Raw genomic sequence first — 25,318 nt, 5'->3', positions numbered from 1 at the left:
ATCAGGCCTTTAGGTTCCGCGCCAGTTGAAATAGCCCCCCTCCTAAATTGAGTGAAAGAGGATCGATGAAGGTCTTAGTGCCGGTAAAGCGGGTGGTCGATTACAACGTCAAGGTCCGCGTCAAGGGCGATGGATCGGGCGTTGAACTCGCCAACGTCAAGATGTCGATGAACCCGTTCGATGAAATCGCGGTCGAGGAAGCGCTGCGCCTGAAGGAAGGTGGCAAGGCCACCGAGGTCGTGGTGGTCTCCATTGGACCGGCGCAGGCGTCGGAGACGATCCGCACCGGTCTCGCCATGGGCGCCGATCGCGGCATCCTGGTGAAAGCTGACGGCATCGTCGAGCCGCTCGCCGTCGCCAAGATCCTGAAGAAGGTCGCGGACGAAGAACAGCCCGGCCTGGTCATCCTCGGCAAGCAGGCGATCGACGACGACAGCAATCAAACTGGTCAGATGCTGGCCGCGCTGCTCGGCTGGTCGCAGGCGACCTTCGCCTCGAAGCTCGAGGTCGACGGCTCCGACTTCAAGGTCACCCGCGAAGTCGACGGCGGCTTGCAGACCGTGAAGCTGAAGGGGCCGGCAATCGTCACCACCGACCTGCGTCTCAACGAGCCGCGTTATGCGTCGCTGCCCAACATCATGAAGGCCAAGAAGAAGCCGATCGCGGAGAAGACCGTCGCCGATTACGGCGTTGACGTCACCGCGCGTCTCGAGGTCCTCAAGACGACTGAACCGGCAGGCCGCAAGGCTGGCGTCAAGGTCAAGGACGTCGCCGAGCTGGTCTCGAAACTCAAGAACGAAGCCGGGGTGCTCTGATGACGACGCTTCTGATTGCTGAACACGACAATTCGTCGCTCAAGGATGCGACCAACAAGGCCCTGACTGCGGCGGCAGCGCTCGGCGCCGACGTCGAGGTGCTGGTGGCCGGCCAGAACGCCAAGGCCGCCGCGGACGCCGCCGCCAAGCTCGCCGGCGTGAAGAAGGTGCTGCTCGCCGACGGTGACCTCTATGCCCACGATCTCGCCGAGCCGCTGGCTGCGCTGATCGTCTCGCTGGCCCCGTCCTATGACGCGATCGTCGCGCCCGCGACATCGCGCTTCAAGAACGTGATGCCGCGCGTTGCAGCGCTGCTCGACGTGATGCAGGTCTCGGAGATCATCAAGGTGGTCGCGCCCGACACCTATGAGCGCCCGATCTATGCCGGCAACGCCATCCAGACGGTGAAGTCGAAGGACGCCAAGAAGGTCATCACGGTCCGCACCTCCACCTTCGCCGCGGCGGGCGAAGGCGGCAGCGCGCCGGTCGAGAGCGTCGCGGCGGCAGCCGATCCGGCGCTGTCGTCCTTTGTCGGCGAGGAAGTCGCCAAAAGCGACCGTCCCGAGCTGACCTCGGCGAAGATCATCGTCTCCGGTGGCCGCGCCATGCAGAGCCGCGAGAATTTCGCCAAATACATCGAGCCGCTCGCCGACAAGCTCGGCGCGGGTGTCGGTGCCTCGCGCGCGGCGGTCGACGCCGGCTATGCGCCGAACGACTGGCAGGTCGGCCAGACCGGCAAGGTCGTGGCCCCCGAGCTCTATGTCGCCGTCGGTATTTCCGGCGCGATCCAGCATCTGGCCGGCATGAAGGACTCCAAGGTGATCGTCGCGATCAACAAGGACGAGGACGCGCCGATCTTCCAGGTCGCCGATTACGGCCTGGTCGCCGACCTCTACCAGGCGGTTCCGGAGCTGACGGCCGAGCTCGGCAAGCTCGGCAAGTAAAACGCGTTCAAAACACCGGCCGGAGGTATAAACTCCGGCCGGTGTTTCTTTTTTGAGCCGTTTTCTTTGGCGTGGGGCATGTCAAGGAAGCGATCCAATCTAGGTTTCGAGCCAGGATTCTGATCTAATCGAGCTTCTGATTGGATCAGACCTCCCGGCTCAGGGGATTAGGCAGGCGCGCTCATAGCGCGCCGTTCCGGTGGATGACATTATGGCGGCAGTGATCAAGAAGGTCGGCGTGATCGGCGCGGGTCAGATGGGCAATGGCATCGCGCATGTTGCGGCGCTGGCCGGCTTCGACGTGGTGCTCAACGATGTCTCGGCCGACCGGCTCAAGTCCGGCATGGCCACCATCAACGGCAATCTGGCGCGACAGGTCTCCAAGAAGGGCGTGACCGAGGACGAGAGGGCCAAGGCGATCGCGCGCATCAAGCTCGCAGAAAAGCTCGACGACCTCGCCGACTGCGATCTCGTGATCGAGACCGCGGTCGAGAAGGAAGAGGTCAAGCGCAAGATTTTTCACGAGCTTTGCGCGGTGTTGAAGCCGGAGGCGATTGTCGCCTCCGACACGTCCTCGATCTCGATCACCCGGCTTGCCGCCGCCACCGATCGGCCCGAGCGCTTCATCGGCATTCACTTCATGAATCCGGTGCCGCTGATGGAGCTGGTGGAGCTGATCCGCGGCATCGCCACCGATGACCAGACCTTCGAGGCGTCCAAGGAATTCGTCTCCAAGCTCGGCAAGCAGGTCGCCGTCTCCGAGGATTTCCCGGCCTTCATCGTCAACCGCATCCTGCTGCCGATGATCAACGAGGCGATCTACACGCTGTATGAAGGCGTCGGCAATGTCGAGGCGATCGACGCGGCGATGAAGCTAGGTGCCCATCATCCGATGGGCCCGCTGGAGCTTGCCGATTTCATCGGCCTCGATACGTGTCTCTCCATCATGCAGGTGCTGCACGAGGGCCTGGCCGACTCCAAATACCGCCCGTGCCCGCTCTTGGTGAAATACGTCGAGGCCGGCTGGCTCGGTCGCAAGACCCAGCGCGGCTTCTACGACTACCGAGGCGCCAAGCCGGTTCCGACGCGCTGACCCACCCTACGGCACTTGTGACAATTCATGTCCCGTTAACCGCTCGTCCCTAGGCTCTCGCCCGGTACGAGGGTTGCGTAATGGACATGATGGCGATGGTCAGCACCATGCTGGCCTCTCAGCAAGGCGCGCTGCAATCGAATGTGGCGGCGACGCTGATCAAGCAGAACGCGGATGCGGAGAAATCTGCGGTCCTGACGCTGCTCGGTGCCGGTCAGCCCTCGCTCGCCAATGTCGGCGCAGGTGTCGGCGGCAATCTCAACATCACGGCCTAAAGCGAGGCCGCGGCCTGGCCCGTGGCGGCCCGGAGCAGCTTGAGTGCATCCTCGCTCGCCCATTCCGCCGGCCCCGCGATCGTCGCGATCTCGCAGCCTTGCGGATCGACCAGCACCGAGGTCGGCATGCCCAGGGCTCGTCCTATGGCCTTAAGATCCTGAAAAACCTTGGCTTTCTGGTCGGTGAAATAGCCAAGCTTGGTTAGATTGGCGTCTTTCAGGAAGTTTTTCGGCTTCTCGGGGTCGCGGGTGTCGATATTGATAGCCACCACCTCGAAATTCGGTCCCGAAAGCTTGCCCTGGAGCTCATCCAGTGCCGGCATCTCCTTGCGACACGGCACGCACCAGGTGGCCCAGAGGTTCACCAAGAGCGTCTTGCCGCGGAAATCCGACAGCTTCTTCGGCTTGCCGTCGGCATCCTCGAAGGTGAGGTCGGGCAGCTTCAGGGGCGCGCTCGCCATGGTCAGCGCCGCCACCTCGCCATGGGCGAGCGGGGCAATCCGCGAGGCCGTTGCGACCGCCGGCCGGCAGGCCGGATCGCCCGCTGGCGCCCGGCTCAGGCCGAGCCCGTACAGCGCGGCGAAGCCGGCCAGCCCGCCGATCGCCACGGTGGCGATGACGATGGGGATCCGGCGCGTGGCGGAGGGCTTCTGGTCGAGCATATCGTTTGTCATCCGGTCGCAGATATGGCTATCAGGGGCCTCTTAATACGGCTGGCGCCAGCCAGCAAACGTGGCTAGCGACAGGGCGTGAGCAGGAGATCATGAGCAACAAGATGTGGGGCGGCCGGTTCTCGGAACGTCCCGATGAGATCATGGAAGAGATCAACGTCTCCATCGACGTCGATCGTCACCTCTTTGCCCAGGACATTGCCGCGTCCAAGGCCCACGCCGCGATGCTTGCCGCGCAGGGCATCATCACGGCCTCTGATGCGAAAAATATCGGCAAGGGTCTAGACACGATTTTGTCAGAGATCGGCAAGGGCGGCTTCACGTTCAAGCGCGCGCTCGAGGACATTCATATGAATGTCGAGAGCCGCCTGTCCGAGCTGATCGGCCCCGCCGCCGGACGCCTGCACACCGCGCGCTCGCGCAACGACCAGGTCGCGACCGATTTCCGTCTCTATGTCCGCGACGTTCTGGACGAGACCGATGCGGCGCTCGCCGCGTTCCAGCAGGCGCTGGTGGATCGCGCGCTGGAGCATGCCGGAACCGTGATGCCGGGCTTCACGCATCTCCAGACCGCGCAGCCCGTGACCTTCGGCCACCATCTGCTCGCCTATGTCGAGATGGCCGCGCGCGACCGCGGCCGTTTCCAGGACGCGCGCAAACGGCTCAATGAATCCCCGCTCGGCGCGGCCGCGCTCGCCGGCACCTCGTTCCCGATCGACCGTCACGCCACCGCCAAGGCGCTCGGCTTTGATCGTCCGATGGCGAACTCGCTCGATGCGGTCTCCGATCGCGACTTCGTGCTGGAGACGCTGTCGGCGGCCTCGATCTGCGCCGTGCACATGTCGCGCTTTGCCGAGGAGATCGTGATCTGGACCTCGCCGCTGGTCGGCATGATCCGGCTCAGCGACAAGTTCACCACCGGCTCCTCGATCATGCCGCAGAAGCGCAATCCGGACGCCGCCGAGCTCGTGCGCGCCAAGACCGGCCGCGTCATCGGTGCGCTCAACGGTCTCCTGATCGTGATGAAGGGCCTGCCGCTCGCCTATCAAAAGGACATGCAGGAGGACAAGCAGGGCGCCATGGAGGGTTTTGCCGCGCTGTCGCTGGCGATCCGCGCCATGACCGGCATGGTTCGCGACCTCGTCCCTGACGAGGCCAAGATGAAGGCCGCCGCCGGCGAGGGCTACGCCACCGCGACCGATCTCGCCGACTGGCTGGTGCGGACGCTGAAGATGCCGTTCCGCGAGGCCCATCACGTCACCGGCCGCATCGTGGCGAAGGCTGCCAGCGACGGCGTGGCGCTGCACGAGCTGCCGCTCAAGGAGATGCAGGCGATCGAGCCCAAGGTCACCAAGGACGTGCTCGGCGTGCTCTCGGTCGAATCGTCGGTGAAGAGCCGTACCAGCTTCGGCGGTACCGCGCCGAAGAACGTGGCGTCGCAGGCAAAGAGCTGGGCGAAGCGGTTGGAAAAAGAGCGAAAATTGGGCTGAGGGCAAAATTTCGCTTTTGTTTCATGGTCATCCGGCTCTCGCCAGAGCGCGCCAATCTCTGTATGGTGCGCGCCGCGTAGTGGGGATTTCGTCGTGACGTCAAAGTTTCGCCCGGCCGGTTCGGGGTGGGCCATTATTGTCTTGAGCCTGACGGCGCTTGCGCTGGCCGGCTGCGGCCGCAGGGGCCCGCTGGATCTGCCGCCGAACGCCTCGAACGCGTCCACCGCCAACGTCGCGGCGCCGACGGACACCGAGACCGAAGCCCAGAAGACGCCGAGCGTGTTCAATCCGACCTATGGCTCGGACGCGCCGCCGGCGGCGACCAAGGGCAAGAAGAAACCGTTTATTCTCGACCCGCTGCTGGACGACAAACCCAGCCGGTAGGCCGGGGCAACTGAGCTAACGCCATGAACCATTTTGACTACCGCAACGGCGTGCTGCACGCCGAGGCGGTGAGCCTGTCCGAGCTGGCCGCGACAATCGGCACGCCGTTCTACTGCTATTCGACCGCGACACTGGAGCGGCATTACCGCGTCTTCGCCGATGCCTTTGCCGGCGAGAAGGTGCTGGTCTGCTACGCCATGAAGGCGAACTCCAACCAGTCGGTGCTGCGTACGCTGGCCAAGCTTGGCGCCGGCGCCGACGTGGTCTCCGGCGGTGAATTGAAGCGCGCGCTGGCTGCCGGCATTCCGGGCAGCAAGATCGTGTTCTCGGGTGTCGGCAAGACCGAGACCGAGCTGCGCGCCGCGCTGGCCACCGACATCCTCTGCCTCAACGTCGAATCCGAGCCCGAGCTCGAATTGCTGTCTCGGCTTGCGACCGAGATGGGCAAGACCGCGCGCATCTCCATCCGCGTCAATCCGGACGTCGATGCCGGGACGCATGCCAAGATCTCCACTGGCAAGTCCGAGAACAAGTTCGGCATCCCGATCGTCCATGCCCGCGAGGTCTATGCGCGCGCCGCCAAGCTCCCGGGCATCGAGGTGACCGGCACCGACGTGCATATCGGCAGCCAGATCACCGATCTCTCCAAGATGGAGACCGCGTTCCGCATCCTGTCCGAATTCGTGCAGACGCTGCGCGCCGACGGCCACAACATCTCGCATGTCGACTTCGGCGGCGGCCTCGGTATCCCCTATTACATGGACCGCGAGGCGCCACCGGCGCCCGATGCCTATGCCGCCATGGTCAAGCGCGTCTCCCATAATCTCGGCTGCACGCTGATGTTCGAGCCGGGCCGCATGATCGTCGGCAATGCGGGCATCCTGGTCGCCAAGGTGATCTATGTGAAGCACGGCGACGGCAAGAATTTCGTCATCATCGACGCCGCGATGAACGATCTGATCCGCCCGACGCTGTACGAGGCTCATCACGACATTCTGCCGGTGACTCAGCCGGCCAAGCGCGCGGCGACCATCATGGCCGACGTTGTCGGCCCGGTCTGCGAGACCGGCGACTATCTCGCGCTCGACCGCACGCTGCCGACGCCGAAGCCGGGCGATTTCCTCGCCATCATGACGGCCGGGGCCTATGGCGCCGTGCAGGCCGGCACCTACAACACGAGGCCGCTGGTACCGGAGGTGCTGGTGAAGGGCGATCAATACGCAGTGGTGCGCCCGCGTATCGAGGTCGAGCAGCTCATTGCGATGGATACGCCGGCACCGTGGCTGTGATGATCGCAGCTGACGCCGGCGAGCCTGAGCTCGCCGGCGCTACGCGCTTCAGGGCCCGAATTTGGGGGCCGGCTTCTGGTTAAAATCGGTCTCGTCGGTGACGCAGGTGAAGTTCGCTGCATTGTTGGTGTCGCCGCTACCGTTGTACTTTGCGACCTTGGGGAAGACGCAGAGTGGCCGGGTCAACTGGACCGCGGGCGGCGTATCAGCAACGAACTTCGCGGCGAGGATCGTATCCGGCGCGACGCCGGCCTCGACCCATTTGACGAGCGGTGTGAGCGCATCGAACGCGTTGGGGCCGGGCCCGCCGGCGCAATGGTACATCCCGGGCACCATGAACAGCCGCGCGTAGCTCTGGGTCCGTCGCAGCGCCGGATTGCCGTTACCATGATCGAACAAGCCGACCGGCTGGAATCCCTGGCCCTCATTCCCGACCAGCGCGAGGAAGTAGTTGATGCTGCTCTGTGACGGGATCAGCGGGTCGGCCCAGCCGTGGTACATCAGGAGCTTGCCGCCATGGCCCCTGAACTCGCCGAGATCGGTGCTGGTTGCGTTCAGCACGGCCGCAAGCTGATCATCCACCTTGTCGACGTCGTGGTGGAAATCGAAATTGGCAAAATTGGTTGCGCTTGCAGGGTAGCCGAAGCTCGGGCCGAACACCCAGTAGAACAGGCCGTCGAAGGCCGGCTCGGGCAGTCGCTCCTGGAACGCCAGACCGAGGGCGAGGATGTCGTCGGTCTCGTTGCCTCGTTCGGAGCCAGGGTTGATGAGCTGTCCGTTCACGGGATCGATCGTGCCGGCATAGTATCTCTGCATGGTCGTGACCTGATCGGAGGTCAGACAGGCGGGCGGTGAGGCGCCGCCTTTGCAGAGCAGGACCTTCGGGTCGAAATGACAGTCGCGCGGATCGGTCAGGAACTGATCGGTGCTGGCGCCACCGTCATGGCCGACACACTGCTTGAGCACCGCCTGGTTGATCAGCGTCATCTGGCCGGGCTGGATGAACCGGCCGGGGCTCGCATGCGTATTCTGCCAGCCATAGAGCCCCGCCATATGCAGATGGGTGCGGTTGAACGCGGGCGCGCCGGCCAGGATGCCGTCATAGTCGTTGGGGAAGCGCTGCGCTTCCATCAGGGCGTTCTGGCCGCCGGTGGAGCAGCCGGCGAAATAGGCCCGTTGCGACCGATGACCATAAAAGGCGTTGACGATCTCCTTGCCCCGCTCGGTCATCAGGTGGATCGCGCGATAGCCGAAATCCTTGATCCGCTCGGGATGCCCGAACAGGCCCGTCGACGGCGCCGTCGGGTCGCCGAAGTCGATCGCGAGCGGATTGCCCATGTTGCCGGCCGAGCCGCAGAACAGCGGATTGCATCCCGACGATCCCGTGCCGAGATCGCTGTTGGTCGCGGCAAAGCCGCCCTGGATGCCAAGCGCGAGCTCATTGTAGGTGATCACGCCCTGGAAGCCGCCGCCGCCGGTGCCGAGGAACCTGCCGTTCCAGGTGGTTTCGGGCAGCCAGACCTCGACCCTGATGCTGGAATCCGAACTGGGAATCAGGGTTGCAGTGACGCGGCAGAAGGCGGGAAGGCCGGTGATCGTGGTCGGCGGACTCGTGCCGGGCACGACGAAGATGCCCGTCGTGTTGTCGTCCGCCGAATTGATCACCGTGTGCTGAAGTTGCAAGGATCGGAGATTGGTGCACGCCGTCGCCATTGCGGGCGACGTACCGAGCGCGACACAGGCAAACACGGCCATGGTCGCACCGACAAGTAAGTGTCGATGACGCTTCATTCTGTCCTCCCTGATTTTTTGCAGGCTTGTAGAGAGGACAGGATAGCCGAGCCAGATTGCAACTCAAGGATGCTGCATTGCGGTCTGGCCCTTTCGCGAAAAATTCACAAAGCTCACGCCGCGGTTGTGAGCGAAGGCATCGATGCTACTTCCCGGCAAGTCCGCCTGGCTTGCCACCGACAACGACGCCGGCCTTCTTCTCGATCGGCTTGATCGCCGCGGTGAAATCGGAGTTCGCGCCTTCCGCGCTGATCACGGTCTCCCACAATCGTCCGACGGCGTCCGCAACCTCCATCGACAGGCCGAGCTGCTGCATCTCTTCGAGCGCGAGCCGCACGTCCTTCACCATCAAGCCGGTCGTAAAACCAAAGTCGAAGCTGCGCGGCAGCACCGAGCGCGGAAACTTGTCGCGGCTCGCGGTGTTCATGCCGGACCCGGCATTGATGACGTCGATCATCACGGCGGGATCGAGCCCGGCCTTCACGCCCATCACCACCGCTTCCGACGTCGCGACGATCGCGGTCGCTGAGAGAAAATTGTTGGCGAGCTTCATGGTCTGCGCCGCGCCCGGCTTCTCGCCGATGAAGAACACCCTTCCGATCACGTCGAGCGCGGGCTTGAGCAGCTCGAACTCCGTCTTCGGCCCGGACACCATCACCGCCAGCGTACCCTTCTCGGCGCCGCCGACGCCGCCGGACACCGGGCAGTCGATCTGCACGATGTTGCGTTTTGCAAGTAAGCCGTGAATCTTCACCGCCATCGCCGAGCCGACGGTGGAGAGATCGATGAAGCGTTTGGCGCGGCTCCCCTCGATCACGCCGTTCGATCCCGTCGCGACCTCGAGCGACGCCTGAAGCGACGGCAGGCTCGCCATCACCGTCTCGACCCGGTCGGCCACATCCTTCGGCGACGTCGCAGCCTTCGCGCCAAGTGCGATAAGCTTGTCGACGACCTCCCTGCGCGTGTCGAACACGACGAGCCTGTTGCCCGCCTCGATCAACCGCCGCGCCATCGGGAAACCCATGTTTCCGAGGCCGATGAATCCGATGTCCATGGTGTTTCCTTGTGCTTGTTATTCGTTGTTGGACGAGCTGCGCGCCAAATCCCCCGCTGTCGTCCCGGCCTTCGCGGGGACGACGTCGGAGAACGGCCGTCCTCACGCCTTCCCGTCAATCTCCGCGAACACCTCGCGCGCGATCCTAAAACTGTCGACGGCGGCGGGCATGCCGCCATAGATCGCGACCTGCATCAGGATCTCGCGGATCTCGTCGCGGGTGACGCCGTTGGTCAGCGCGCCCTTCAGATGCGCGCGGAACTCGTGCTGGCGGTTCAGGATCGCGATCATCGCGATGTTGAGCATGCTGCGGGTCTTGCGCGGTAGCTCTTCGCGGCCCCAAACCGTGCCCCAGCAATATTCGTTGAGCATCTCCTGGAACGGACGGTTGAAATCGTCGACGTTCTTCAGGGCGTTGTTGACATAGGCCTCGCCCAGCACCGCTTTGCGGACTTCCAGGCCCTTGTCGTGCATCTTCTTGTCCATGGCGTTTCCTCTATTTCCCTTTGCATTTTCCTTCGGAATGGCGCCGCGGAAATTACGGGGTTGTGCCGGGGCAGTCACGTCCTCGTGTTATGCGGGAAAAGCGGGCGCTCCCGTACAGGAACGGATGCCTCAGTGCTGCCGTTGTGGTACGCTTCGCTCCACCGGGCAACCTGGAGAGCTGATTGAACGGCGTCACCCCCGACCCGTCAGACCCGATCCGCAACAGTGACGCTCTGTCGCGGCTGAAGCTGACGCAGGCCCTCGAACGGGCGACTTATGCCATCGCGTGGGAGCGTGCCTGGCCGAATCTGGCGCGCGTTCTGACCGTCATCGGCCTGTTCCTGGTGGTGTCCTGGGCCGGTCTCTGGCTGGCGCTTCCCTCCGTCCTCCGCGCCATCGCTCTCGTTGTTTTCGCAGGTCTTGCGGCCGCAGCCCTGTTCCCGCTGATTCGTTTCCGCTGGCCGAGCCGCGAGGAGGCGCTCGCCCGGCTCGACCGCGGCTCGGGCATCCGCCACCGCCCTGCCACCACGCTCACGGACACGCTGACCTCGCAGGACCCGGTCGCACAGGCGCTGTGGCAGGCGCAGCGCGAGCGCACGCTGGCCTCGCTCAAGCGTATTCGCGCCGGATTGCCGCAACCGCGGCTTGCGATCCACGATCCCCGGGCGCTGCGCGCGCTGGTCATGGTGATGCTGGTCGCGACCTTCTTCGCCGCCGGCGACGAGCGCCTGATGCGGCTCGGGGCCGCCTTCGACTGGAACGGCGTGCTGGCACCGACCAATGTCCGTGTCGACGCCTGGGTCACCCCGCCGCTCTACACCGGCAAGCCACCGGTGATCCTGTCGGCCGCCAACAAGGAAGCCGCAGCACTTCCCGCCAGCGGCCCGCTTGCCGTTCCTGCCGGCTCGACCCTGATCGTGCGTTCCTCCGGCGGCAGCCTGGATGTCGCCGTCACCGGCGGCCTCAAGGAGGTCGCGCCGGCTGAGGCGACGCCGAAGGGCACCAACGAGAAGCATTTTGCGATCGCCAGTGACGGCACCGCTCATGTGCGCGCGCCCTCGGGCCAGCCGCAATGGGCCTTTGCGGCGACGCCGGACCGCCCGCCGACCATCGCACTCGCCAAGGATCCGGAGCGTCAGGCGCGCGGCTCGCTGCAGCTCGTCTACAAGATCGAGGACGATTACGGCGTCACCGGCGCCGAGGCGCAAGTCGCCACGCGTGCCACCGACAACAAGGACGGCGACGGCAAGGCCGCCGCGCGGCCGCTGTTCCAGCCGCCGCAGTTTCCGCTGGTGCTGCCGAATGCGCGCACCCGCAATGGCGTGGGCCAGACGGTCAAGGACCTCAGCGAGGATCCCTATGCCGGTGCCGACGTCACACTGACGCTCACGGCCAAGGACGAGGCCGGCAATGAGGCGAAGAGCGAGCCGTTCAACATGCGCCTGCCGGAGCGGCTCTTCACCAAGCCGCTGGCGCGCGCGCTGATCGAGCAGCGCCGCATCCTCGCGCTCGACGCCAACAAGAATTCCGACGTCTACACCGCGCTCGACGCGCTGATGATCGCGCCGGAACTGTTCACGCAGGAGACCGGCCAATATCTCGGCCTCTACAGCGTCGCGCGCCAGCTCGAGGCGGCCCGCACCGACGATTCCATGCGCGAGGTCGTGGCGAGCCTGTGGGCGCTCGCAGTGACGATCGAGGACGGCAACATCTCCGACGTCGAGAAGGCGTTGCGCGCGGCACAGGACGCGCTGAAGCAGGCATTGGAACGGGGCGCCAGCGACGAGGAAATCAAGAAGCTGACGCAGGATCTGCGGGCTGCGCTGGACAATTTCATGCGCCAGCTCGCCGAGCAGTTCCGCAACAACAAGGACGGCCAGCAGCTCGCCCGTCCGCTTGACCCGAATACGAAGATCCTGCGCCAGCAGGACCTCCAGAACATGATCGATCGTATGGAGCGCCTGTCGCGCTCCGGCGACAAGGATGCGGCCAAGCAGCTGCTCGACCAGCTCCAGCAGATGCTGGAGGGCCTTCAGATGGCGCAGCCGGGACAAAGCGGCGAGAGCGACATGGAGCAGGCGCTCAACGAGCTCGGCGACATGATCCGCAAGCAGCAGCAATTGCGCGACAAGACCTACAAGCAGGGCCAGGACTCACGACGCGACCGCCAGCGCGGCAAGCAGCAGGGCGACCAGTCGATGTCGGACCTCCAGCAGGACCAGCAGGCGCTGCGCGACCGCCTGAAGAAGCTGCAGGACGAGATGGCCAAGCGCGGCCTCGCGCAGAAGGGCCAGAAAGGTCAGAAGGGCCAGCCAGGCGAGCAGGGCCAGCCCGGTCAGAATGGCGATCAGGACGCCGACCAGGGCGATGACGACGGCGGGCTCGACGCCGCCGACGGTGCCATGGGCGATGCCGGCTCGCAGCTCGGCGAGGGCAATGCCGACGGCGCCGTCGATTCCCAGGGCAAGGCGCTGGATGCGATGCGCAAGGGCGCGCAGAAGATGGCCGAGGCGATGCAGCAGGGCGACGGCGATGGCCAGGGCGACGGCCCCGGCAATCGCGCCGGCCGTCAGCAGAGCGGCGGCGAGCGCACCGATCCGCTCGGCCGTCCGCTGCACGGCCGCGAATTCGGCGATGACTACACGGTGAAGATCCCCGGCGAGATCGACGTCCAGCGCGTTCGCCGTATCCTCGAAGAGCTCCGCCGCCGCCTCGGCGACCCCTCGCGCCCGCAGATCGAGCTCGACTACATCGAGCGGCTGCTGAAGGATTTTTAGAGGCCTAACTGCCTCCACAACGTCGTCCCGGCGAAGGCCGGGACCCATAACCCCAGGGCGCAGTTTGGCGAAGACCCGTCGTCCGGTATCGCCATCGAACCCTATAGAGAAATCACGCGGGATGGGTCCGGGCCTTCGCCGGGACGACACCGTGTATGTGGGATGTGCGTCGAGCCCACAACGCCAGTGCTTAGAGCGCCCACTACCCCTTCTTCGCCGCCAGCGCGTCCGCAACCGCCGTGCGGATATCCGCGACCGAGAACGGCTTGGTCACGACGTCGTGCACCAGCGCGTTCAAATTCGAAGCGCGCTCGCGCTGGTCGGCAAAGCCGGTCATCAGCAAAATCGTCAAATCGGGAAAATCGCGCGCGGCGGACAGCGCCAGCGCAATGCCATCCATCACCGGCATCTGGATGTCGGTGAGCAGCAGATCGAACGCGCCGTCCGCGCGGGTCAGGATTTCCAGCGCTTCGGCGCCGTCCTGCGCGGTGACCGTCTCGTGACCGTCCATGGCGATGGCGCGCGCCACCAGCTGGCGCATCGAATCCTCGTCATCGGCGATCAGGATTTTCGGCATGAGACGAACCTTGGGACCAACTTCCCGCGCGTGATCCTTCGCGCCCGGATTATACGCTGCCACCGGCAATGTCGCGCCGGTTGAAGAAGCGAACATCGATATTGCGGCCCTCCGGCGGCGGCGAGGCCAGGCGCGACCGGAAGAAGGCGCGCTCGCCGGGCTGTAGCACGGTCTGCTCCAGCACCGTATTCCATGCATAGATCTCCGCGCCCTGCGCGTCGCGCACCGCAAAGCGCAAGCGCGGAATGTCGAGCGGCTTCTTGCCCTGGCCGACGATCACGCCCTCGATCACCAGCACCTGCTTACCGTCGACGGTCTCGCTGGAGAGCTTGACGTCCTTGAAGGCGAGCCCGCGCAGATTCACCTCTAACCCGACGATCTTGTAGAATGCCGCGGTCTGCGGCAGCAGCCGCACCACGTCGCCGCGCCAGACGACAAGCGCCAGCACCAGCGCGCCCATGGCGGTGCAGGCGGTCGGCAGGCCGAAATAGGATTTTCGCCGCGCCGTTGGGGCGGCCGGGCGGCTGACCCGCGCGCCGCGGCGGCTGAACAGGCCGCGGAACCAGGACTGATGCTGCTCGCCAAAATCGTCGTCCTCGGCGGAACGGGCGGCCTGCGACCAATCGTCCTCAGTCGCCGGGGCGTCCTCGCCTGGCCAGCCGCTGGCGATCGAGGGGCTTTCGACCACCGGGGTCTCGGACGCGCCATCGTCCTCGGCGTAGGAGTTCCACTGCTTGGCCAGATCGGACTGATCGTCGGCCTGGCTCGCGGTCGCCATGGCCGCCACCGACACCTCTTCGATGGCGTCCTCGGGACGGGCGATCCAGGTCTCCTTGCAACGGGAGCAGCGCACCGTCCGCCCATTGGCCCCCAGGCTCGCAAGCTTGATGGCATAGGATGTCGTACAATGGGGGCAGACGATATGCATGGACGAGCCTCGACGATGACCCAGCCGTGCGAAACCGGGCACACTGGATGCTACAAGGCGACCGTTAACGAACCGGAAACCATAACGGTCGCAAAACCGCTTGATCGCATGCGGCGAAACCTCGCGGTCGTGCGGTCTGCGTCCCCTCTCGAACGGAGCTGAGCTTGGTTCGGTTCGAAAATGTCGGATTGCGTTACGGTCTGGGGCCGGAGATCCTGCGCGACCTCAGTTTCCAGATCCCGGCGCACTCCTTCCAGTTCCTCACCGGCCCGTCCGGCGCCGGCAAGACGTCGTTGCTGCGCCTGCTGTTCCTGTCGCACCGGCCGACGCGCGGCCTGGTCAATCTGTTCGGCCACGACATCTCGCTACTCGGCAAGGACGAGATCGCGGATTTGCGCAAGCGCATCGGCATCGTGCTCCAGGATTTCCGTCTGCTCGACCACATGACCACTTACGAGAACGTGGCGCTGCCGTTCCGCGTCATGGGCCGCAGCGAGTCGAGCTATCGGAAAGAAGTCATCGACCTCTTGCGCTGGGTCGGCCTCGGCGACCGCATGGACGCGCTGCCGCCGATCCTGTCGGGCGGCGAGAAACAGCGCGCCGCGATCGCGCGCGCCGTGATCTCGCGGCCGCAGCTGCTGCTCGCCGACGAGCCGACCGGCAGCGTCGACCCGACGCTCGGGCGACGATTGCTGCGGCTCTTCATCGAGCTCAACAAGTCAGGCACCGCCGTCATCATCGCCACCCACGACATTGCGCTGATGGACCAGTACGAGGCGCGCCGCTTCGTGCTGCACCAGGGACGGTTGCACGTCTATGAGTAGGACCGACGAGCGCGGTGTGCTGGTCGACCTCGGACAGGAGCGTCCGCAGCTTCCGGCCCGGGCGCGCAACATGTCGCCGATCGTGCCGCGCGCCTCAATCCACGGCCGGGCGCTGGTCGCCGTCGTCGCCATCATGACCTTCCTCGCCTCGATGACGACAGGCACAGTGTTGCTGGTCAGCGCGTCTGCCGCGGAATGGCAGTCGGATGTCGCGAGCGAGATCACCATCCAGGTCCGCCCGCAATCCGGACGCGATATCGAGCGCGACACCGCCGCGGTGACTGACGCGATGCGCGCGCAGCCGGGCATCGTCGAGGTCAAGCCGTTCAGCAAGGACGAGAGCGGCAAGCTGCTCGAACCATGGCTCGGCACCGGGCTCTCGATGGATGATCTGCCGGTGCCGCGCATGATCATCGCCCGTGTGCAGCCTGGCACGGCGCTCGATCTCGCGGCCTTGCGTGCTCGCGTGACACAAGCGGCGCCAAGCGCGAGCGTCGACGATCACCGCGCCTGGATCGAGCGGATGCGCTCGATGACCAATGCCACCGTGCTCGCCGGCATCGGCATCCTCGCGCTCGTCATCGTCGCCACCATCATCTCGGTGTCGTTCGCAACCCGCGGGGCGATGGCTGCGAACCGCCCGATCGTCGAGGTCCTGCATTTCGTCGGCGCCGGCGACCGCTACATCGCCAACCACTTCCTGCGGCACTTCCTGCGCCTCGGTCTCGAAGGCGGCGTGATCGGCGGCGGCGTCGCCATGCTGCTGTTCGGCTTCTCCGAGTCGATCGCGGGCTGGTTCTCCGGCACCGCGGTCGGCGACCAGTTCGCAGCACTGCTCGGCACCTTCTCGCTGCGGCCGTCCGGCTATGTCGTGCTCGCCGTGCAGGCGGTCCTGATCGGCGCCATCACCGCAGTGGCGTCGCGCCAGACACTGTTCTCCACATTGAACGATGTCGATTAGTCCCGATAAACCGGACTCCACTTCGCCTCAAAACGTCTTAAAATCGTCTGGGGAAGGGATCACCGACATCGCATGACCTCGCCGACCGACGATCGATCGCCGAACCTGCCGCGCGGCTGGCTGCGCGCGACCGTGGTGTCGACGATTGCGTTCGCCTTCGTCGGCGCCGCGGCGGGCTTCGTTGCGTTCCTGTCGCAATTGCGCGGCGCCGAGATCGCGCCAGACCGCAAGGCGGACGGCATCGTGGTGCTGACCGGAGGATCCTCGCGCGTGTCGGATGCGATGGAGCTGTTAGCTGCCGGTTACGGCAAGCGGCTCCTGATCTCCGGCGTGCACCCGACCTCGACGGCAACCGACATTTCCCGCACGCTGCCGGAGAACCAGGCCTTCATGACCTGCTGCGTCGATCTCGACCGTACTGCGCTCACGACCCGCGGCAACGCGGCGGAAGCGCGGCGCTGGGCCGAGGGGCGGGGCTTCAAATCGCTGATCGTGGTGACCTCGAACTACCACATGCCGCGCGCGCTGGTTGAATTCTCGCATGCGATGCCGGAGACGACACTGGTCCCGTTCGCAGTGGTCGGCGACAAGTGGCGCGAGGAGCCGTGGTGGACCTCGGCGTCCACGTTGCGGCTATTGTTGTCCGAATATGTCAAGTACATCGCGGCCGAGGTGAGGGTGCGGCTGGAGGATTTCGGGATTGACCTTTCGCCCGAAGTGTCGGAGCAGCCTGCGGGGCCGCAATCGAGGCGGCCCGCCACCGCACAGGCCAATTGATCGGCGAATTGATCGGATCCGCGATGTTTTTGATTTTCCTGCGCTCGCTCGTGTTCAACGTGCTGTTCTACGCCGTGCTGGTGTGTCTCGCGATCGTGGCCTTGCCGACCTTCGCATTGCCGCCGCGCGCCATGCTGACGGTGGCGGAATGGTGGGCCAAGGCGACGCTGGTCCTGATGCGCGTCATCTGCAACATCAGGGTGGAATTCCGCGGGGTCGAGAAGATCCCGCAAGGACCGCTGGTGATCGTGGCAAAGCATCAGTCGTTCTGGGAGACCTTCGTGCTGCCGGGTTTCTTCAATCGCCCGATCTTTATCCTCAAGCGGCAGCTGATGCAGATCCCGGTGTTCGGCCAATTCCTGGTCAAGACCGGCATGATCGCGATCGATCGCAATGCCGGCGTCAAGGCGCTCCTGGAGATGACGCGGCGCGCGCGTGAGGCGGTGCGCTCAGGCGGTCAGCTCGTCATCTTTCCGGAAGGCACGCGCCGTGCGCCGGGCGCGCCGCCGGACTACAAGACCGGTTTTGCCCAGATCTATTCGTCCTGCGGTGTGGCGTGCCTGCCGATCGCGCTCAATTCCGGCCTGTTCTGGCCGCGTCGCACCTTCATGCGCTATCCCGGCACGCTGGTGGTTGAATTCCTCGATCCGCTGCCGCCGGGCCTGCCGAAGGACGAGTTTCTCACCCGCGTGCAGGCGGCCATCGAAGACGCGACCGGCCGCCTCGTCGAGGCGGGACGGAAAGAGCAGGTGCAGCTGATCGGCTCCGCGCCGAGCTACGCGCCGTCGGAGAGTTAACGGTTCTCGCGATCTTCGGCCGGCGCATGCGGCGAGTGCGCTTCGCCATGCAGCATGGCTGCGAGCTGATGCAATTGCGTGTCGCGAAAACCTTCGGCCTCGATCGCCTTCACGGTCGCCGTCACATAGTCCCGGTTGGCGCCGGACTGGCCATGGCCCTGGAGCACGTGGCGGTGCTGCTCGGCGAGCGACAGCCGTCCGGCATATTGCACGTGGCCGCGGTCGACGACATAGGCGAGCGCACTGACGCGCTCGCGCGCATCGTTCTCCAGCCACAGCGAGCGCATCACCTCGCGATAGACCGACGTCACCTGCTCGCGCGCCCGCAAATAGGCGATCACGTCGGCACGGTTCTTCTCGGCGACGCGAAAGGCGATGCCGCGGCAGGCGCCGCCGCGGTCGAGCCCGAGCACCAGGCCCGGTTTCTCCGGCGTGCCGCGATGCACGAAGGAATAGACGCAGAGCGCGCGGTGCTCGCCGACCAACCTTGCAGGGACGCGTTCCTCGAATGCGAAGCCCGGCCGCCACATCAGCGAGCCGTAGCCGAACACCCAGAGGTCGCCTTTGGCTGACGTGACGGTGGGGAGGGTGATTTCCGACATTTCGGGCACGGCTACCAGAACCGGGCCCTCAAGCGAAGCGAATTCTCCGCCTTTCGTCGTAGTCGAACCTCGCTTACATTTGACAAAATCTGGGGTCAAAGGGTCGCCGCATGTCCGATATGACCATTGCCGCAGGCCGGCGCTCCCGTTGGGGGCTCTTCATCGCCCCCGTTCTCCTGCTGATCCTTGCGGCTGCCTGGAGCGGCTTCTGGTTCTATGCCGCCTCGCAGGCCGAAGTGGCAGCCGATGCCTGGCGCGCGCAGGAGGCCAAATCCGGCCGTATCTATGACTGCGCCAAGCGCTCGATCGCGGGCTTCCCGTTCCGCTTCGAGGTGCAGTGTTCCGGCGCCAGCGTCGCTTTGGTCTCGCAGAATGCGAGCAAGACGCCGTTCACGGCCAAGCTCGACAACATCCTGGTCGTTGCCCAGGTCTATGACCCCAGGCACGTCATCGCCGAGTTTTCGGCGCCGGCGACGGTCGTCGACGGCGTCACCCAAAACACCTTCGTGGTGAACTGGAGCAAGGGCCGCAGCAGCGTGATTGGTTTGCCTGCCGTGCCGGAGCGCGCCTCGATCGTGTTCGACGATCCCAGCATCAATCGCGTTGACGGCAGCGTGCAGGTGCCGCTCGCGCGCGCCAAGCAAATCGAGCTGCATGGACGGCTTGCCGACGGATCGCCGTCCGATCATCCTGTCATCGAGACCGTGCTCCAGATCGCGCAGGGCTCGATCCAGGGCGTGCATCCGCTGCTCGCCGAGCCGTTCGAGGCCGATACGCGTGCGAAGATCACCGGGCTCACCGACCTCACGCCAAAGCCCTGGCCGCAGCGCTTCCGCGAGATCCAGGCCGCCGGCGGCCATATCGAGATCGTGCAGTCGCGGATCCAGCAGGGCGAGATGATCGCGGTCGCGGCCGGCACGCTTGGGCTGTCGCCCAATGGCCGGCTCGACGGCGAACTGCAGATGACCGTGACAGGCCTCGAGCGCGTGATCCCGGCGCTTGGCATCGAGAAGATGCTGGAAGAGGGCGTGCCGCAAGCAACGCTCGATCGCGTCGCGCCCGGCGTGAAGTCGCAGGACCTCAACAATCTGTTCGGCGCGCTCGACCGCGCTGTGCCCGGCCTCGGCAAGGTGATCAAGCAGAACGCCAATGCCGGCGTCGCCGCAGGCATCAACTCGATCGGCACCGAGAGCACGCTCGAGGGCAAGAAGGCGCGCAGCTTCCCCTTGAAGTTCGTCGATGGTGCGGTGCTGCTCGGCCCGGTCAAGGTCGGCCAGATTCCGCCGCTGTACTGACTCACGGACTCTTCGCCGGATCGTGATTGCAGGCTGGGAATGCGAAGCCGCAACGCCCGGTCTCTCTCCATGTCGGCCGCACGATGAGGCGGTCCGCCCAGGCAGGAGAGAATCACATGACGAAGTCAAAACTGTTCGTTGCCGCCATCGCCGTCTCGACCGCGCTCGCGACGCCTGCGTTCGCGCAGTGGCAGTCGCAGGAGCCGGCTGCCTATGCAGCCCAGTACCCGAACGGTGATCGCTATCTCGCGAGCCCTGCGACGCGGGACACGATGGCGTTCGTGCCTTCCGCGAAATCACCGCGCCCCACGGTGATCCGCACGACCAAGGGCAAATAGCCGCCATCTCCTTTGAGACGTTGCGCATCGCGGAGTTGGGCCCGGTCATGCCCCGGTCGGGCCCAACGCGCGTTGCTGTTGCGCGGGCACGGTGATCGCGCGTGTGCGGATCGGCCAGGCCGCGAAAATATTCCGAACATGACCGTCAGGAAAACGTGATGCAGAAAAACAGCGTCGTCGAGAATAATTGCAGCCGCATTCACATCACTCCACACCAGGGAAGCACGCACGCGCCGGAGGAGGCGCGACCCATCGGACCTGCTTCCCAAGTGGAGGGAGGCTTACGTGCGGATCATCAACTACGGACTGATGCTGGGACTTCTCGCTGCCTGCTCGGGACAGGCGCGTGCCGAGGACAATGTCACAAGCGAAATCCAGGCGCTGAACGCCAGGCTGAAGCAGCTCCAGCAGCGCGTGGATTCGGAGGCGCGTAGGACGCGCCAGGTCGAGGCGGCGCAGTCGAAGGCCGTGGCGATGCCGGCAACCTACAAGGCGCTTCCTGTCGATCCCTGCGCGGCCGGCAAGATCTGCTACAAGGGGATCACGCTGACATTCGGCGGCTGGGTCGATCTCACCGGCATCTATCGTTCGCGCAACATCGCCTCAGACACCGGCTCGGTGTTAAATTTCATCCCCTATCAGCAGAGCCACAACTACTACTTTCCGGAGACGCGCTTCTCCGCGCGCCAGAGCCGGTTCTCGGTGCTCGCCGAAGGCAATGCCGATCCCGAGACGCATCTCGCCGGCTACGGCGAAATCGACTTCGAAGGCGCAGCGCAGACGGCGAATTCCGTCGCCACCAACTCGTTCAATCCGCGCATGCGGCAGCTCAGCCTCGAGATCGACCGAACCGATCTCGGCCTGCACTTCCTCGCCGGGCAATCCTGGTCGCTGAACGCGCCGGTCAAGGCCGGAATCGATCCCCGCGGCGTCGACGCGCCAGGCGTGATCGATTTCGAATCCGTCCCGGGATTTTTGGCGGCACGGCAACCGGGCTTGCGCGTCTGGCAAGACATCGGGCCCGAGTTCAAGCTCGCAGCCTCCGTTGAAAATCCGCAGACCTCATTCTTCGGCGGCAACACGCCGACGGTCGGCACGCCCGCGATCGGCCCGCAGGGCGTGCTCAATCCGAACCTCCAGGTCAATCTGACCGGGCCCGGCGGCAGCTTCTTCAACAACCTCAACAATGTCAGCCTGAACCAGGTGCCTGACGTCACCGTCAAGGCGGCGTGGGATCCGCGGCTCGGGCCCACCAAGCTGCATGTCGAAGCCTGGGGGCTCTACCGCCAGCTGTTCGATCGCTTCAACGGCGCCAACCACACGTACGACACCGGGAGTTTCGGCGGCCACGTCTTTGCGGAGCTCGTTCCGAAGACGCTCGATCTTCAGCTCTATGGCGCGCACGGTGTGCTCGGCCGCTTCACGGCGACGCCGTTTCCCGACGCGGCAGTGGCGCAGGACGGCACGGTGCTGCCGCTGACGATCACATCGGCCGCGGTCGGCCTGATCTGGCACGCAACGCCGAGCCTCGACGTCTACAGCTATGCAGGCCTGGAAAAAGCCAAGGCCAATTTCGCCAACGTCGGAACGGTGCCGTTCGGCTACGGCAACCCGCTCTACAACAACACCGGCTGCTTCACCGAGAACACGCCGGCTGCGACTTGTAACGGCAACACCAGGGAGGTTCGCCAAATCACCGCCGGCATCTACGACACCATCTACCAGGGCAATTACGGCACGCTGAAAGCCGGCGTGCAGTATTCCTACACGCAGCGGCTCGCCTTCGATGGTGTCGGTGGCGCGCCGAAGACCGACGACAACATCGTCATGACGCAGATCCGGTATTACCCGTTCTAGTCTCTCGGCACGAACTAGCCCGATTTCTTGTCGAGCTGCGCATGCGGCCGGCCGAAGTCGGGCGCGGCCGAATCCTGGCCGATCTCGACGATGCCGCGGCGGATGGCGCGGGTGCGGGTGAAGTGATCGAACAGCGCCTCGCCGTCGCCGCGGCGGATCGCGCGGGTGAGCTTGGCGAGATCCTCGGTGAAGGTGCCGAGCATCTCCAGCACCGCGTCCTTGTTGGCGAGGAACACGTCGCGCCACATCGTCGGATCGGAGGCCGCGATGCGGGTGAAGTCGCGAAAACCGCCGGCGGAGAATTTGATCACCTCCGACTCCGTCACCTGCTGCAATTCGTCGGCGGTGCCGACGATGGTGTAGGCGATCAGATGCGGCAGATGGCTGGTGATCGCGAGCACGAGATCATGATGATCCGGCGTCATCACCTCGACCTTGGCGCCCATCGCGGCCCAGAAGGCGCGCAGATGCGTGACAGCGGCAGGATCAGTGCCTTCCGGCGGCGTTAAAATGCACCAGCGGTTGATGAAGAGCTCGGCGAAGCCGGAGTCCGGCCCCGAATGCTCGGTGCCGGCCACCGGATGCGCCGGCACGAAATGAACGCCCTGCGGCAGATGCGGCGCCATGTCCTTGACCACCGCGCCCTTGACCGAGCCGACGTCGGAGATGACGGCGCCGGGCTTGAGATGCGCAGCGATCTCCTGCGCCACCGGCCCGCAGGCGCCGACGGGAATGCAGAGGATGACGAGATCGGCATCCTTCACCGCTTCCGTATTGGTCGCCACGACCCGGTCGACGATGCCGAGCTCGAGCACGCGCGCGCGCGTCTTCTCTGAACGCGCAGTGGTGACGATCTCGCCCGCCAGGCCCTGGAGCTTCGCAGCGCGCGCGATCGAGCCGCCGATCAGGCCGAAGCCGATCAGCGCGACGCGCTGGAAGTGCGCTTCGCTGTTCATTTGCCGGCCATGAAGTCGCGCAAGGCCTCGACGACGAGGCGGTTGGCCTCCTCGGTGCCGATGGTCATGCGCAGTCCATGCGCCAGGCCGTAATTCTTCAGCGCGCGCAGCACGAGGCCACGCTTGGTCAGGTAGGCGTCGGCCGCGTCCGAGGTCTTGCCCGTCTCCGGGAAATGGATCAGCACGAAGTTGGCGACGCCCGGCGTCACCTTCAGGCCGAGCTTGGTGATCTCCTCGGTCAGCCAGTTGCGCCAGGTCTCGGTGAACTGCTTCGACATCGCCTGATGCGCGGTGTCCTCGATCGCGGCGACCGCGGCATACATCGCCGGTGTCGACACGTTGAACGGACCGCGGATGCGGTTGACCGCGTCGATGATGTGCGCGGGGCCGAACATCCAGCCGACGCGCAGCGCGGCAAGGCCGTGGATCTTGGAGAAAGTGTGCGTCACCACCGTGTTCTCGGTGGTGGCGACGAGCTCGATCCCCATCTCGTAATCGTTGCGCGAGACGTAGTCGGAATAGGCGGCATCCAGCACCAGCAGCACATGCGACGGCAGGCCGGCGCGCAGGCGCTTGACCTCGTCGAACGGCAGATAGGTGCCGGTCGGGTTGTTGGGGTTGGCAAGCCAGATAAGCTTTGTCCGTGGCGTCACCGCCTTGAGGATGGCGTCGACATCTGCGGTGAGGTTCTTCTCGGCTGCGACGACGTTCTTGGCGCCGACCGCCATGGTCGCGATCGGGTAGACCAGGAAGCCGTGCGTGGTCGAGATCGCCTCGTCGCCATGGCTGAGATAGGTGTGGGCGAGCAGATTGAGGATCTCGTCCGAGCCGGCGCCGCAGATGATGCGGTTCGGGTCGAGCCCGAAGGAACGGCCGATCGCTTCGCGCAGCACGCGCGAGGTGCCTTCCGGATAGTCTTCCAGGTGATCCGCCACGTGCTTGAAGGCCTCGATCGCCTTGGGCGAGGGTCCGAACGGCGTCTCGTTGGCCGAGAGCTTGAACACCTTGCGGCCCGGCTCGGCGACCGGGCTCTTGCCGGGCGTGTAGGGCGCAATATCGAGAATGCCGGGGTTCGGCACGGGGCGGGACATCTTCAACTCCGAAAGTGGCTTCAGGCGGTTCGCGATTTACGATTTCGACCCGGTCGGGGGCACCGTATAGCGCGTTGCGTGGCTGCCGACGAGGGCCGCGGAGCGCACCGAGGCCCCCGCTTCGATCAGGGCAGCCTTGATTTTGTCGATGCTGGTCGCGCGCGTGACCGAAACCAGCAGCGCCGCGCCGTCGAAGGCGGTATCCGGCACCGCCACGATATCTGCGAGCGGCGACAGGGCGTGCGCGACCTCGGCGTTCCACCCCGATATGCGCACGCTGAAGGTCTCGACCTCCGTCACCACGGCGCTGTCGGCGACGCGCGAGACCGCGAACACGGGCAGCGCGGCCGGATGGTCGGCGCGCTCGACGAAGGGCAGCCGCGCGATGATCTTCGGCGCGCCGTCTGCTTCCAGCTCCAGCCACCATGGCGTGCGGCTCGAGGTCGCCGAGACCAGCGCCAGGTCGCCCTTGGATCTCGCCACCGCCTCGACCGCGGCCTGCGCGCTGAAATGCGCGATGTAAGGCACCGTGAAGCCGAAATGGAATCGCACGGAATCGCGCATCGCTGGCTCGCTCACCGAGATGTCGGCATGGACCGAGAACGGCGCCTGGACGTAGGTGAAGGTCGAGATGATGACGCGCCAGATGCTCTCGACCGTGTCGAGCGGCAGGATGCCGCGATGACGCTCGACGATGCGACGCATCATGTCGGCCTCGCGCGCCGGGCGGAACGCGGAGCCGACCTCCTGGGTCTGCTTCACCTGGATCAGGCGGTCGATGATGTCGGCTCGCTGCATCAGCAGGCGATGGATGCCCTCGTCGATCTCGTCGATCTCCTTGCGCAATTCCTGCAACGATGGTGGCGCGGGCGGACGTCTGGACATATCTGACAGGTGCTGTTGAGGGGCGTTCCAGTGCGGCTCGGCGATCGCCAGGTCCGCTGCGGTGAAGGTTCTGATTAGGCAGGATGGCCGGCGAAAGCAAAGAGAAATGCAAAGGGAATTTGGGCCCTTTTCCGCTGCCCCGACGGGGAGGATTTTGGTTAATCCGGACCGCGACTTGACGAAAACCGTCCAAGCCAGTAGTTTTTGCCTGTTCCGTGGTCATTTGAGCCGGCCGGCTTGCAGCCACGTTAAAAAACTCGCTAAACAGGCCGGGGACGCTTCCGATCCCGGCCGAACCTATCGTTCAGGCCGGGTTTTTCATGGCCTGATTCCAGCGGCGGCCTGCCGGCAGTCGCAAACG

Annotated in this window: 25 protein-coding genes and 1 riboswitch; of the genes, 15 read left to right on the top strand and 10 right to left on the bottom strand. The window is 65.1% G+C overall.

From position 1 onward, the window contains the following. Nucleotides 1-65: 65 nt before the first annotated feature. The 4 genes from IC761_RS33065 (at nucleotide 66) to IC761_RS33050 (ending at nucleotide 3,127) form a co-directional block, all read left to right on the top strand. Nucleotides 66-815: an electron transfer flavoprotein subunit beta/FixA family protein gene (locus tag IC761_RS33065; RefSeq protein ID WP_195800803.1), complete on the top strand. Its 750-nt coding sequence runs from the start codon at nucleotides 66-68 to the stop codon at nucleotides 813-815. Then, the gene (locus IC761_RS33060) at nucleotides 815-1,759 is read left to right on the top strand and encodes an electron transfer flavoprotein subunit alpha/FixB family protein (protein ID WP_195800802.1); all 945 of its coding nucleotides are present in this window, start codon (nucleotides 815-817) and stop codon (nucleotides 1,757-1,759) included. Before IC761_RS33065 ends, IC761_RS33060 begins: the two co-directional genes overlap by 1 nt. A gap of 211 nt (nucleotides 1,760-1,970) precedes the next feature. Further along, nucleotides 1,971-2,852: a 3-hydroxybutyryl-CoA dehydrogenase gene (locus IC761_RS33055; protein WP_195800801.1), complete on the top strand. Its 882-nt coding sequence runs from the start codon at nucleotides 1,971-1,973 to the stop codon at nucleotides 2,850-2,852. An 80-nt stretch (nucleotides 2,853-2,932) separates the two neighbouring features. After that, nucleotides 2,933-3,127 carry a hypothetical protein gene (locus IC761_RS33050; RefSeq protein ID WP_195800800.1) on the top strand — a complete coding sequence of 65 codons (195 nt, stop codon included), beginning with the start codon at nucleotides 2,933-2,935 and terminating at the stop codon, nucleotides 3,125-3,127. Here IC761_RS33050 and tlpA read toward each other — a convergent pair. Beyond that, the gene (tlpA, locus tag IC761_RS33045) at nucleotides 3,124-3,789 is read right to left on the bottom strand and encodes a thiol:disulfide interchange protein TlpA (RefSeq protein ID WP_195804852.1); all 666 of its coding nucleotides are present in this window, start codon (nucleotides 3,787-3,789) and stop codon (nucleotides 3,124-3,126) included. The two genes, IC761_RS33050 and tlpA, sit on opposite strands and share 4 nt — an antisense overlap. A 101-nt stretch (nucleotides 3,790-3,890) precedes the next feature. On the opposite strand from tlpA, the gene argH reads away from it, so the two are divergent. The 3 genes from argH (at nucleotide 3,891) to lysA (ending at nucleotide 6,961) form a co-directional block, all read left to right on the top strand. Then, entirely contained in the window at nucleotides 3,891-5,288 is a 1,398-nt protein-coding gene (gene argH, locus IC761_RS33040; protein WP_195800799.1) for an argininosuccinate lyase, read from the top strand. A 93-nt stretch (nucleotides 5,289-5,381) separates the two neighbouring features. Continuing rightward, nucleotides 5,382-5,672, top strand: a complete 291-nt coding sequence (gene lptM, locus IC761_RS33035) for an LPS translocon maturation chaperone LptM (protein WP_195800798.1) — start codon at nucleotides 5,382-5,384, stop codon at nucleotides 5,670-5,672. 23 nt (nucleotides 5,673-5,695) lie between these two features. Continuing rightward, nucleotides 5,696-6,961 carry a diaminopimelate decarboxylase gene (gene lysA / locus IC761_RS33030; protein ID WP_195800797.1) on the top strand — a complete coding sequence of 422 codons (1,266 nt, stop codon included), beginning with the start codon at nucleotides 5,696-5,698 and terminating at the stop codon, nucleotides 6,959-6,961. 48 nt (nucleotides 6,962-7,009) lie between these two features. Here the strand turns inward: lysA and IC761_RS33025 are convergent, their stop codons facing one another. From IC761_RS33025 to IC761_RS33015, 3 genes are all read right to left on the bottom strand, one after another. After that, complete coding sequence (locus tag IC761_RS33025; protein WP_195800796.1) at nucleotides 7,010-8,752, bottom strand: tannase/feruloyl esterase family alpha/beta hydrolase; 1,743 nt, start codon at nucleotides 8,750-8,752, stop codon at nucleotides 7,010-7,012. Between the two features lie 145 nt (nucleotides 8,753-8,897). After that, entirely contained in the window at nucleotides 8,898-9,806 is a 909-nt protein-coding gene (locus IC761_RS33020) for an NAD(P)-dependent oxidoreductase (RefSeq protein WP_195800795.1), read from the bottom strand. A gap of 102 nt (nucleotides 9,807-9,908) precedes the next feature. Further along, nucleotides 9,909-10,292 (bottom strand): carboxymuconolactone decarboxylase family protein, encoded by a 384-nt coding sequence (locus tag IC761_RS33015; protein ID WP_008567285.1) that lies wholly within the window; start codon nucleotides 10,290-10,292, stop codon nucleotides 9,909-9,911. A 182-nt stretch (nucleotides 10,293-10,474) separates the two neighbouring features. Here IC761_RS33015 and IC761_RS33010 point away from each other — a divergent pair, with 182 nt between their 5' ends. Then, nucleotides 10,475-13,069 (top strand): TIGR02302 family protein, encoded by a 2,595-nt coding sequence (locus tag IC761_RS33010; protein WP_195800794.1) that lies wholly within the window; start codon nucleotides 10,475-10,477, stop codon nucleotides 13,067-13,069. Between the two features lie 202 nt (nucleotides 13,070-13,271). Here IC761_RS33010 and IC761_RS33005 read toward each other — a convergent pair whose 3' ends face one another. Together IC761_RS33005 and IC761_RS33000 are read right to left on the bottom strand one after the other, a co-directional pair. Next, the gene (locus tag IC761_RS33005) at nucleotides 13,272-13,646 is read right to left on the bottom strand and encodes a response regulator (RefSeq protein WP_195800793.1); all 375 of its coding nucleotides are present in this window, start codon (nucleotides 13,644-13,646) and stop codon (nucleotides 13,272-13,274) included. 49 nt (nucleotides 13,647-13,695) lie between these two features. Then, nucleotides 13,696-14,574: an MJ0042-type zinc finger domain-containing protein gene (locus IC761_RS33000; RefSeq protein WP_195800792.1), complete on the bottom strand. Its 879-nt coding sequence runs from the start codon at nucleotides 14,572-14,574 to the stop codon at nucleotides 13,696-13,698. A 164-nt stretch (nucleotides 14,575-14,738) separates the two neighbouring features. Here IC761_RS33000 and ftsE point away from each other — a divergent pair, with 164 nt between their 5' ends. From ftsE to IC761_RS32980, 4 genes are all read left to right on the top strand, one after another. Continuing rightward, entirely contained in the window at nucleotides 14,739-15,398 is a 660-nt protein-coding gene (ftsE, locus tag IC761_RS32995; protein ID WP_195800791.1) for a cell division ATP-binding protein FtsE, read from the top strand. Further along, entirely contained in the window at nucleotides 15,391-16,359 is a 969-nt protein-coding gene (locus IC761_RS32990) for a cell division protein FtsX (RefSeq protein WP_195800790.1), read from the top strand. Before ftsE ends, IC761_RS32990 begins: the two co-directional genes overlap by 8 nt. 72 nt (nucleotides 16,360-16,431) lie before the next feature. Then, nucleotides 16,432-17,136 (top strand): YdcF family protein, encoded by a 705-nt coding sequence (locus IC761_RS32985; RefSeq protein WP_195800789.1) that lies wholly within the window; start codon nucleotides 16,432-16,434, stop codon nucleotides 17,134-17,136. 23 nt (nucleotides 17,137-17,159) lie between these two features. Then, nucleotides 17,160-17,933 (top strand): lysophospholipid acyltransferase family protein, encoded by a 774-nt coding sequence (locus tag IC761_RS32980; protein WP_195800788.1) that lies wholly within the window; start codon nucleotides 17,160-17,162, stop codon nucleotides 17,931-17,933. On the opposite strand, the gene IC761_RS32975 is transcribed toward IC761_RS32980, so the two are convergent. Then, complete coding sequence (locus IC761_RS32975) at nucleotides 17,930-18,535, bottom strand: gamma-glutamylcyclotransferase (RefSeq protein WP_195800787.1); 606 nt, start codon at nucleotides 18,533-18,535, stop codon at nucleotides 17,930-17,932. The genes IC761_RS32980 and IC761_RS32975 overlap by 4 nt on opposite strands. Nucleotides 18,536-18,645: 110 nt before the next feature. On the opposite strand from IC761_RS32975, the gene IC761_RS32970 reads away from it, so the two are divergent. From IC761_RS32970 to IC761_RS32960, 3 genes are all read left to right on the top strand, one after another. Beyond that, nucleotides 18,646-19,830: a DUF2125 domain-containing protein gene (locus IC761_RS32970; protein ID WP_195800786.1), complete on the top strand. Its 1,185-nt coding sequence runs from the start codon at nucleotides 18,646-18,648 to the stop codon at nucleotides 19,828-19,830. Between the two features lie 116 nt (nucleotides 19,831-19,946). Next, nucleotides 19,947-20,168 carry a hypothetical protein gene (locus IC761_RS32965; protein ID WP_195800785.1) on the top strand — a complete coding sequence of 74 codons (222 nt, stop codon included), beginning with the start codon at nucleotides 19,947-19,949 and terminating at the stop codon, nucleotides 20,166-20,168. 285 nt (nucleotides 20,169-20,453) lie between these two features. Beyond that, nucleotides 20,454-22,025, top strand: a complete 1,572-nt coding sequence (locus IC761_RS32960) for a hypothetical protein (protein WP_195800784.1) — start codon at nucleotides 20,454-20,456, stop codon at nucleotides 22,023-22,025. A gap of 14 nt (nucleotides 22,026-22,039) precedes the next feature. On the opposite strand, the gene IC761_RS32955 is transcribed toward IC761_RS32960, so the two are convergent. Genes IC761_RS32955 through IC761_RS32945 form a run of 3 tightly spaced genes read right to left on the bottom strand, consistent with a single transcriptional unit; the run spans nucleotide 22,040 to nucleotide 24,957 of the window. Then, nucleotides 22,040-22,981: a prephenate/arogenate dehydrogenase family protein gene (locus tag IC761_RS32955; protein WP_195800783.1), complete on the bottom strand. Its 942-nt coding sequence runs from the start codon at nucleotides 22,979-22,981 to the stop codon at nucleotides 22,040-22,042. Next, nucleotides 22,978-24,072 carry a histidinol-phosphate transaminase gene (hisC, locus tag IC761_RS32950; RefSeq protein ID WP_195800782.1) on the bottom strand — a complete coding sequence of 365 codons (1,095 nt, stop codon included), beginning with the start codon at nucleotides 24,070-24,072 and terminating at the stop codon, nucleotides 22,978-22,980. Before hisC ends, IC761_RS32955 begins: the two co-directional genes overlap by 4 nt. Nucleotides 24,073-24,108: 36 nt before the next feature. Beyond that, nucleotides 24,109-24,957 (bottom strand): chorismate mutase, encoded by an 849-nt coding sequence (locus tag IC761_RS32945; RefSeq protein WP_195800781.1) that lies wholly within the window; start codon nucleotides 24,955-24,957, stop codon nucleotides 24,109-24,111. A 205-nt stretch (nucleotides 24,958-25,162) separates the two neighbouring features. After that, nucleotides 25,163-25,242, top strand: a riboswitch (SAM riboswitch). The last annotated feature ends 76 nt before the right edge of the window (nucleotides 25,243-25,318 follow it).

Source organism: Bradyrhizobium commune, assembly GCF_015624505.1.
Lineage (GTDB): Bacteria > Pseudomonadota > Alphaproteobacteria > Rhizobiales > Xanthobacteraceae > Bradyrhizobium > Bradyrhizobium commune.
The sequence above is the reverse complement of the archived record's forward strand: the minus strand, read 5'-3'. Positions and strand labels throughout refer to the sequence as shown.